10 protein-coding genes are annotated in these 9,031 nt (G+C 66.1%); 8 read left to right on the top strand and 2 right to left on the bottom strand.

Going from position 1 to position 9,031, the window contains the following annotated elements:
- The first annotated feature begins 67 nt into the window (after positions 1-67).
- From NYF13_RS14265 to NYF13_RS14300, 8 genes are all read left to right on the top strand, one after another.
- On the top strand, positions 68-397 hold the full coding sequence (locus NYF13_RS14265; RefSeq protein WP_315656879.1) for a hypothetical protein: 330 nt from the start codon (positions 68-70) through the stop codon (positions 395-397).
- A 46-nt stretch (positions 398-443) separates the two neighbouring features.
- Positions 444-740: a WXG100 family type VII secretion target gene (locus tag NYF13_RS14270; protein ID WP_315656881.1), complete on the top strand. Its 297-nt coding sequence runs from the start codon at positions 444-446 to the stop codon at positions 738-740.
- 83 nt (positions 741-823) lie between these two features.
- On the top strand, positions 824-1,171 hold the full coding sequence (locus NYF13_RS14275) for a hypothetical protein (RefSeq protein ID WP_315656883.1): 348 nt from the start codon (positions 824-826) through the stop codon (positions 1,169-1,171).
- A 10-nt stretch (positions 1,172-1,181) separates the two neighbouring features.
- On the top strand, positions 1,182-1,808 hold the full coding sequence (locus NYF13_RS14280) for a hypothetical protein (RefSeq protein WP_315656885.1): 627 nt from the start codon (positions 1,182-1,184) through the stop codon (positions 1,806-1,808).
- A 60-nt stretch (positions 1,809-1,868) separates the two neighbouring features.
- Positions 1,869-4,580, top strand: a complete 2,712-nt coding sequence (locus NYF13_RS14285) for a hypothetical protein (protein WP_315656887.1) — start codon at positions 1,869-1,871, stop codon at positions 4,578-4,580.
- 3 nt (positions 4,581-4,583) lie between these two features.
- On the top strand, positions 4,584-6,323 hold the full coding sequence (locus NYF13_RS14290) for a WXG100 family type VII secretion target (protein WP_315656889.1): 1,740 nt from the start codon (positions 4,584-4,586) through the stop codon (positions 6,321-6,323).
- A gap of 2 nt (positions 6,324-6,325) precedes the next feature.
- Positions 6,326-6,799 carry a YbaB/EbfC family nucleoid-associated protein gene (locus NYF13_RS14295; protein WP_315656891.1) on the top strand — a complete coding sequence of 158 codons (474 nt, stop codon included), beginning with the start codon at positions 6,326-6,328 and terminating at the stop codon, positions 6,797-6,799.
- Entirely contained in the window at positions 6,792-7,127 is a 336-nt protein-coding gene (locus NYF13_RS14300; protein WP_315656892.1) for a hypothetical protein, read from the top strand. Before NYF13_RS14295 ends, NYF13_RS14300 begins: the two co-directional genes overlap by 8 nt.
- A 108-nt stretch (positions 7,128-7,235) precedes the next feature.
- Here the strand turns inward: NYF13_RS14300 and NYF13_RS14305 are convergent, their stop codons facing one another.
- Complete coding sequence (locus NYF13_RS14305) at positions 7,236-7,898, bottom strand: hypothetical protein (RefSeq protein WP_315656894.1); 663 nt, start codon at positions 7,896-7,898, stop codon at positions 7,236-7,238.
- Between the two features lie 241 nt (positions 7,899-8,139).
- Positions 8,140-8,601: a hypothetical protein gene (locus NYF13_RS14310; protein ID WP_315656896.1), complete on the bottom strand. Its 462-nt coding sequence runs from the start codon at positions 8,599-8,601 to the stop codon at positions 8,140-8,142.
- Positions 8,602-9,031: the final 430 nt, after the last annotated feature.

Genomic DNA, 9,031 nt, shown 5'->3' on the forward strand with positions numbered 1-9,031 from the left:
TTGCCCGGTGCCGGCGAGACCTAACGTGGGAAGGGCCGACGTGTACCGCGAATCCCAAGGAGGACAGATGCCCAAGGGCACCCAGATCGATCCGGCTCAGGTCAACCAGCAGGCGAGCATGCACGAGCAGAAGCGGGACGACATCGTCTCCCAGCTCAAGAACGTCCGCGTGACCGTGGACGACGTCATGCAGCACAGCAAAAGCGGCATGACGCAGGCGCTCGCGGAGCAGGGCGAGAAGTGGATCGACGCCGTGGAGAAGTCCGTGCTCGCGCACATGTCCGCGATGGCGGACAACATCCGGGCCGCCGCGAGCGACCAGGGCGAGGCCAATATGGAAAACGTCAAGCAGATCAACAACATCCCGGTCGCCACCAAGAGCTTCCTCGGCATGTGAGCCGGCCCGGCTCAGTTCACCGACCGGTCATTGAAAGGAAGATTTTATGTCCGACGGCACAATCAAGTATGACTACGAGAAGCTTGACGCGGCCTTCCAGGAACTGACGAAGATTTCCAACTTCATCGAAACGACGCTCGACGAGCAGCGGTCGAACGTACAGAAGATCATGGCCGACTGGCACGGTAGCACCGCCGAGGCCTACAACTCGCTCTGTTCGGATCTGGACGGTGACATGAAGAGCAACCTGGAAACGCTGGGCATGCTGAAGAACGCCGCTCACGAAGGTTCGCAGCGTATGCAGGAAGCCGACGCCAAGGGCGGAAAACAGGTCCCCCGGTGATTCCGGTGTGGTGTGCGGGATCCGCGGCTCCGGCGCACCACACCTCTGCGGTTTCGTCTTGCCAGTGATTGTGGAGTGAAGACATGAGCAGCACGAAGCTCGACACCGACACCGTCAGGTCGGCGGCCGCCGCCCTCGGCCGGATCATGGACGACCTGTCCGCGTTCGACGCGTTGCGCGCGGACTGGCCGAAACTGGGGAACTTCGACCTCGCCGCCCAGCTCGACGCGATCGTCGACGACCGGCGCAGCGGCGTGCTGGCGCACGCGGACCAGCTGAAGACCGCGCTGGAGGAGATGGGCAGAGCGCTGATGGAGATCGCGACCGAAGTCCAGTCCATCGACGACGGGGCGGCCGCGAAGGTCACCGCGGTGGTCGCGGACCTGCGCACGCGGGTGCACGACGACCTGGCCGCGCTGAACCAGGCGTGAAGGGGACCTCATGGGTGACACGGAATTCGACAAAGGACTGCGGGACAAGGCCAAGGAGTTCGACGCCCTGCTCGACGGGCGGATGACGACCTTCGACAAGCTGATCCACCAGTGGCCGAACGCGGGCGCCTTCAACCTGGCGGCGTGGGTCGAGCGCATTGTCGACGATCGCCGCAACGCCATCGTCGCACACGTCGCACATCTGAAGACCACGTTCGGGGAGATGTCGGACGTGCTCTACAAGATCGCCGAGAACTTCGAGCAGGTCGACGACAAGAACGCCAAGGACGTCAAGAAGATGTTCGACGACCAGAAGGAGGACTCCGAGAAGAAGATCAAGGACTGGAACACGGATCGGGAGAAGGCCGAGGGCAACCACGAAGGCGGCGTGCGCAACGCCGGCGACGGTTACGCCCAAAGCGTGAACAACGCCTTCGACCCGTCCGGCGCCGACGAAAGAGAACTGGGCGGCAGCGGCGACGGGAAGGGCGACGACAAGAGCGATGGCGAGGATCCGCCGACGGCAGACCACCAGGATGATCACCAGGGTGGCGACCAGCAGGACGGCGACCAAGGGAAGACTAAAGAAAAACCACCACCGGCCAAGCCTGCCGGAGCGGGGACGAAAGATAATTAGTGATCGTTCGTACTGCTGATGGATAGAGGTAATCCATAATTCCGGCAAGGATAGAGAAAAATGTCTGATGCTCAAGGATGGTCCATTGGCCAGTACGATGAACCGCCGCCGAAATTCGACTACCAGAAGTACACAACGCTCGACGAGCTGCTCGCGTTCACCGCGGGGCTGCTCGACAGCAAGACCCACGACATGGCGTGGTTCGACTTCGAGGCCGACGTCCGGGCTGCTATGAAGACGCTCGACGACCTGAACAACGACTTCGCCAAGAAGAAAGACGACATCGCCGGGCGGATGAAGGGTGAGGCTGCGACCGCCTTCACCGGTTGGGCGAACGATCTGCTCGCGAAGAGCCGTGAGCTGCACGACCGGGTGAACGCGAAAAGCTTCTACGACGCCTTCGCGAACATCGGGCACACTATGGCGTGGTTCTACAACAACTGGTGGGATACGGTCGGCAAAGAAGAGGAAAAATTCGTCGCAGGGTCGAAAAAGGTCAAGGAAGCCGCCCAGGCTGCGGCGCAACTCGCGGCGGACGGCAAAGACCTGGACGAGATCATCGACAAGACGAAAAACGCTCTCGAAGAACTCAAAGACGATCAAAAAAAGCAGCTGGTCGACGCTTTGCAATACTGTTTCGCCAACCTCAGCGAGCAGTACATACAGAGCGGCCGAGCGCTGTCCACCTTGTCCCCCGCCGGAGGTTACGACTACGAAAAATCCGATGGCGAGGGCGGCAAGGGAGATGGCAAAGGCGACGACAAAGGTAAGGGGGACGGCGAAGGAAAAGGCAAGGGAGGCAAAAGCGACGACGACCACGACTACAAGGGTGACAACAAATACGAGGACTCCAGTGGAGGGGCAGCCGATCAGCAAGAAAAGGACGGAGTACACGATTCGGGCCAGCAGGTCAAGAACGCGGCGGCCATTCCTGGTGCCGAGGGTGGTTCGGCTGGCGGGGGCCAAGCGCTGAAGGACCAGATGAAAAAGGCCGCGGGCGACGCGATCGACGGCGTGAAGAGTCCGGGCGACAGTCCGGAAACGAGTGCCGCGCTGGACAAGGCGAAGCAAGCCGCGCAGGATGCGATCGACGGCGCGGGCGGCGGTGCCGGCGATGGCAGTGGGAGCGCGACGGGCGGCGGAACGGGCGGTGCCGGCGATGGCAGTGGGAGCGCGACAGGCAGCGGGACCGGCGGTGCCGCGGGCGGTGCTCAGGGCCTGGACGACCAGACGAAGAAGGCCGCGGGCGACGCGATCGACGGCGTGAAGAGTCCGGGCGACAGTCCGGAAACGAGTGCCGCGCTGGACAAGGCGAAGCAGGCCGCGCAGAACGCGATCGGTGACATCGGCTCCGGCGCTGGCGCTGGCAGCGGTGACAGCGGGGGCGGAACGGGCGGTGCCCCGATCCCGACCGAGGGCGGACCGGGCAACGCCAAGAGCGGCTCCGGGAACAAGTCGCTCGAGGACGCCAAAAAGGCCGCCAAGGACGCGATCGAAGGGGTCAAGGGAAACTACCAGGACGACCCGAAGTCGCAGGAGGCCCTCGACCAGGCGGAGAACGCCGTCGGCAAGGCCATCGGCGACCTCGATCCGGAAAACGCCAAGGAACTCGGCGACGCCAAGGACAATGCCCTCAAAGCGATCGACGACGTCAAGGATTACCAGCAGGATCCCGCCGTCAAGGACGCGCTGGAGAAGGCCAAGCAGGCCGTGGGCGACGCCGTCAACGAGGTCAAGCCGGGCGAAGAGGGTCTCAAGCACGCGCACGAAGCGGCGGACAAGGCGATCGACGACGCGATGAAGGATGCCGATCCGAAAACCAGGGCGGCACTGGACGAGGCGAAGAAGGCGGTCGACAAATCGTTCGACAACGCCCAGGCCGAGCACGACTCGGGACCCGGCGATGTCAAGCACAAGTCACTGGCCGCGATCGACAAGATCGAGGGCGAGCACAAGGACAGTCCCGCCGTGCACGACGCGCTGGAGAAGGCGAAGGAAGCGGTCGGCAAGGCGGTGGACCCGGGCGATGGCAGGAGTCCTTCCCCGGGCGACGCGCGGCCGGCGGCCGACCAGGCCCTCGACGATCTGATCAAGGACACCGCCGATCCGGACGCCAAGCATGCGCTGGAAGAGGCCAAGAAAGCAATCGGCGACGTCCTGCCCGACGCCTCGCAGACGTCCGCCTCGCACGACCAGCACCTGCTCGACGACTCGAAGAGCGCGGCGAACAAGGCGTTCGACGACGTGCTCAAGGACGCCGATCCGGGAGCCAGGAAGGCGCTGGAGGACGCACGGGACGCGGTCGGCAAGTCCATCGATGGCATCGGCACTTCCGATGCCGGGGGCGAGGACACGTCGAAGCCGGGCAGCCAGCTGAACGACTTCCTCTCCGGCAGCGGCAGCACCGGGGGCGGTGGTGGCGGTCCCAGTAAGGATTTCTCGACCAGTTCTGAGGGGCCGGGGGGCGGGCAGCGGGCTCAGTTCGACACCGACGTCGCCGGGGAGCGCGGCTACACCCAGCCGGGCAGTACCGCGGCGAAGGCCCCGGCCGCCTTCACCGCGGCCTCGGGCGGCCAGGCGCTCGGCGCCCAGCAGGCAATGCCGATGGGCGGCGGGATGCCGATGGGCGGGATGGGGGGTATGGGCGGCATGAGTGGCGCCGGCGGTCAGAACCACCAGCGCGAACCGCAGATCTGGTTGCAGGCCGACAAGAACGCCTGGACCGACGATCCCGACGGCGAGGACGAGCCGGTGCTGGGCCGGAAGAAGTAGGTCATGACCGACCCAGCTGCCGGCAATCCGGCACCGCTCCCGGACGACCCGATGGTGCGGCTACTGAACTTCGACCAGCTCGCGCAGCTGGTGAACGAGGTCAGTCCGGACGTCTTCCACCAGCGCGCCGATGCCTTCGAGCGGGCGGCGGCCCGGCTGCGGGACGCGGTCGGGCAGCTGCGTCGTCAGCTGAACATCGTGCGCGACGCGTGGACCGGCGACGGAGCGGACGATTTCGACGCACTCGCCAGGGAAGTGACCGGCCGGGTCACCGGGACCGTGCAGACCATGAGCATCCCCGGTTACGGCGCGGTGCTTCGTGCCGCGGGGGACGCGCTCGCCGCCCACCAGCGGCGGATGCGGGATCTGCAGGGCCGCAAGACCGAGGACGAGGGCAAGCCGTCCGCCCCGGGTGCGCCGGCGCCCGAGCAGACCGCGGTCGTGCATCACGACTCCGCCCAGCAAATCCTGCTCGACCTGCGGACCGCCTACTGGGACATCGGCAACCAGCTGCCCGTGTTGTCCGAGCAAGACACCCGGATCGACGGTACCGGCAGTGGGCAGGGCGCCGGGACCAGCGACGGGTCGGCGTACTACGACCGGCCGCTGATCACGAACGCTTCGCTGCTCGCGGCCGGCGGCGATCTCTCCGATCGTGGCTACGGCGACGGAGGATATCAGGCCCACCGGAACTCACCCGGGCCGAAGCAGTACGAGAGTGCCGCCCCGTCGTCGGCTCGGCCGTGGCGGGCCGGGGATCCGGCGCAGGAGCCGGGGCAACCGCTGTATCCCTTGGTGTCGCAAGCGGAGCAGCCCGGGCACATCGCCTTCGGCTCGTCGCCCGCTTCGGCGCGCAGCGGCGCCCCGCTGGACGAGGGCGAATACGGATTCGCACCTTCGGTACTGGGCAGACCGTCGCGGGAAGAACACTTTCTTTCCGAAGCGGACCATCGTCCGGGCGAGAAGCGGCGGAAGCGTGAAGAGAAGACGGAAACGGTGCGTGGCGGGCCGATCGGCGCGAGCCCGGCGGAGGAGACCACCGCCAATGGGGCCGAATCGCCGGAGGGCAAAACGCCCGCCGTCGTGCGAACGGCGATCGACTCGCCGGCGGCACCAGCCGGTGCCGTGCCGGGCGCGGAGCACAAATTCGCCACCTCGGCCGGGGAGCCGGTGCCGACCGCTGCGACCTCGTCCCGGTCGCTCGCCCAGACGACCGGTCAGACTCCGTTGCCGGACAACGCCGTTCAGTTCAGCGATGCGGGCGGCGAACAGCCGCCGTCCGGCACCCATGCGGCGTCTTTCGGCGCGGGTGGTGGCGGTGCCGCCTCCGGGGCGTTCAAGCCGGAGGACCGCGGCATGTTCACCCCGGGCAGCGGGGGCACGGGTGCTTTCCAGGGCCTCGACCCATCCGGCGCCGCGGCGGCGCACGTGCCGAAGCCAGGGCCCAGTCCCGCCGACCCGGTCAACGGCCAGTCCGGCGGTATGCCGATGCCGATGATGGGCGGCATGGGGATGGGCATGGCCGGAGCGGGTGGCCACGGCGGCCAGCAGAACAGCCGAATGGCGGCGATGCCGGTCGAGTCCAGGCCGGACGCCTGGCCGCTGGGCAGCGGTTCGCCCGGCACGCTGGGCCGTCGCGAACAGGAACACCGTGAGACAGCCGAGCCGATCGTGCCCGAGCTGCCGGCGGCCCACGCCGACAAGCTCGCCGAACTCGACCGGCTCCTGGGAAGAGGGAACTGACCATGGCCGAAGAGAACTCCATCGATCCCGCGCACCTCGTTGACGATGCGTGGGCGCTGCTGGACAAGGAGAGCAGGAAACTCGCCGAGCTCGGCAAGCACTGGGACGAGGCGAGTACGACGGTACGGGCGAAAGACCATTCGCTGGAGATGAGCTTCGACGGGCGCGGAGAGCTGGTCAAGCTGGTCTTCAACACCGCCAAGTACCGTGAACTGCCGCCGGCGCAACTGGCCGACGTGATCGTCGAGACCCTGCGGCGTGGCCGGGAACAGGCCCAGCAGCAGATCACGGAGCTGATGGGTGCCCCGCAGATCCCCGGCCTGGACCTCGACGGCCTCGCCACCGGGAAGGTCCGTCCGGACGAAATGATCAAGGACCTGATGGGGCCGATGTTCGAGACGCTCGCCGGCTTCACCGCGGATCTCGAAAAGCCGCGACCGGAGAGCCGCAAGCCGGAGGAGCGCCGAAATGGCTGACGATTTCTACCTGGACGAGGGTGCCTACGACGGGATCATGGACGATCTCAAGACCGTCGGCACCGCCTACGGTGACGGCTTCCGGAAGCTGACCGCCGTTCTCGACCAGTACGATGGCGCCTGGGGTGGCGACGATATCGGCAAGGCGTTCGCGGAGAAGTACATCGAGGAAGGCCACGTCAACGATCACGTCAACAATTATGGCCAAGGCGAGGAAGGCCTGGTAGAAAGCGCGAAGAACGGTAAAGAATCGGCGAAGACGCTTGCCGAACTCGACTACGAAAATGCCAAAGATTTAGACTCGAAGACAACGGCGGAAAAGGAATAACCGCCCGGAGTGGCAATGCCGTGGCTGTGCGGCCATGGAAAGGAGGTGAAAGAAAATGGTGCACAACTACGGCGGCGCCGGTGCCCGCGGCGGCGCCGGCGGATCGACTCAGCTGCCGGAATCGCTGCAGAAGTTCTTCAAGGTCACCTGCGGGATGACCTGGCCGGAGGGCAACGAGCACGGTCTCCGGGAGATGGCCAAGGCCTGGAACGCGTTCGGTGATGATCTGGGCCAACGCGCGGAAGAGATCGAGGCGCTGCTGCCTCGGTTTCCCGACGCGATGCGCGGCGTGACCGCCGATCTCACCAAAGACTGGCTCACGACGAGGATCGGCGAACTCCACGAGGCGGCTGAACAGGCGCGGCAGTTCTGCTCGGCCTGCGGAGACACCGCGGCGGACATCCAAAAGGGAAAGATCATGCTGATCGCGATGGCCCTGATGTTCTTGGCCACGATCGTCGCGCTCGCCGCATCGCTGTTCGGTGCCCCGCTGATTCCTTCGTTCGTCGGCACAGCAAGAGTGATTCTTACGGAGATCCTGAAGGCGGTGCTGCGGCAGATCGCGAAGATGGCTTTGTCCGCGGGCAAGTACGCACTGGGTGGTGCGGCGTTCATGGAGATCATGGACTTCGGAATCCAGGCCGGGCAGGTGATCGACAACCGGATCAACGGACCGGGTGCCGGGCGTGACAAGTTCGACACCGACTCGCTGAAGAACTCCGCGATCGGCGGCGCGATCGGCGGTGCCGGTTTCGGGGTGGGCGCCGGCATCGGTAAAGGTATTTTCGGCGGTGCGAAGGGGGGAATCGGCGGCGCGGGCAAGGGCATCGGTGGCGGAAAGGGCATCGTCGGCGGTGGTGGAAAGGGTGCCGGCGGTGCGGGGAAGGGGCTCGGGGAGCACGCTCCGGTCGCCGGGAAGAGCGAAGTAGGAGGCAAGGGGCCGGCCGGTGAGAAGGGATCCGGCGGTGGGAAGGATTCGGGCGGAGAAAAAGGATCCGGAAAGGAAGAGGGGTCAGGCCCGGAAAGAGGGTCTGGCGGCGAGAAGAAGCCGACCGGCGAACAAGGTTCCGGTGGAAAGGGGCCGGGCAGTGAGAAGGGGGCCGGCGAAAACGGTGGTTCGGGCGAGAAAGGGCCGGGTAAGGAGAACGATTCCGGTGAGAAGGGCCCCGGCCGGGCTGAAGGCGGTTCCGAGGCGTCGGGTACCGGGACCGCTGTTCCTTCGGGGGTCGGCCAGCTGCTGTACGCCGCCATGCAGGTCGGTCTGGTCGCGGCGACCAACCCGTTGGTGAATCTGGCGACCGGCGGGCAGGACGAGTGGTGGGCGGGCATCCTCGGCGGCGCGTCGCCGTTCCACCACAGCAGCGGAAAGCCGGCGAAATTCGATGCGAAGGCCGCGGAGGTCGGTAAAGGTGTCGCCGGGAAACTCGGGTTGAACTTCGGCCCACTGACGATCAAGACCGATGGCGGTCCGCACTCGGGGACCGCACCGTCAGCGGGCGATCGCGATTCCTCCGGCGGGAACACTGGCGACAAGGCGGCCGGCGAAGACCGCGGTGCCACCGACGGCGTACCTGATGCCCGGGATTCCAGCGACAGCGGGGAATCTGAGGGAAAACACCACGACGAGGGAGCCTACAGCTCCAGCAACCGATCCGAATCAGCCGCGGAGTCCTTTCACGTCACAGACCCCGGCTCGACGCCCGGCCAGGAGATCGCCACCGACCATTCTCCCCTGGGCATGCTGTACAGCGAGCCATCCATCACCGGCACCGGTTCCGAAGGACACCTCGGCGAGGGCCCGGTTTCGCACGGGGACTCGGGCGAGACCGCAGGTGCCGTCAAGCACTCCTCGGACGGGCCCACGCAGAGCGGACACCAGGATGTTTCGGCGCCTCGGGTGGAGT

It is taken from the genome of Amycolatopsis sp. PS_44_ISF1, assembly GCF_032335455.1.
GTDB lineage: Bacteria > Actinomycetota > Actinomycetes > Mycobacteriales > Pseudonocardiaceae > Amycolatopsis.

Bases quoted from the DNA above. Each gene is read 5' to 3' on its own strand.
- NYF13_RS14265 (WP_315656879.1), top strand. From the start codon at position 68: ATGCCCAAGGGCACCCAGATCGATCCGGCTCAGGTCAACCAGCAGGCG.
- NYF13_RS14270 (WP_315656881.1), top strand. From the start codon at position 444: ATGTCCGACGGCACAATCAAGTATGACTACGAGAAGCTTGACGCGGCC.
- NYF13_RS14275 (WP_315656883.1), top strand. From the start codon at position 824: ATGAGCAGCACGAAGCTCGACACCGACACCGTCAGGTCGGCGGCCGCC.
- NYF13_RS14280 (WP_315656885.1), top strand. From the start codon at position 1,182: ATGGGTGACACGGAATTCGACAAAGGACTGCGGGACAAGGCCAAGGAG.
- NYF13_RS14285 (WP_315656887.1), top strand. From the start codon at position 1,869: ATGTCTGATGCTCAAGGATGGTCCATTGGCCAGTACGATGAACCGCCG.
- NYF13_RS14290 (WP_315656889.1), top strand. From the start codon at position 4,584: ATGACCGACCCAGCTGCCGGCAATCCGGCACCGCTCCCGGACGACCCG.
- NYF13_RS14295 (WP_315656891.1), top strand. From the start codon at position 6,326: ATGGCCGAAGAGAACTCCATCGATCCCGCGCACCTCGTTGACGATGCG.
- NYF13_RS14300 (WP_315656892.1), top strand. From the start codon at position 6,792: ATGGCTGACGATTTCTACCTGGACGAGGGTGCCTACGACGGGATCATG.
- NYF13_RS14305 (WP_315656894.1), bottom strand. From the start codon at position 7,898: ATGCCGGCGCCCACCCCGAAACCGGCACCGCCGATCGCGCCGCCGATC.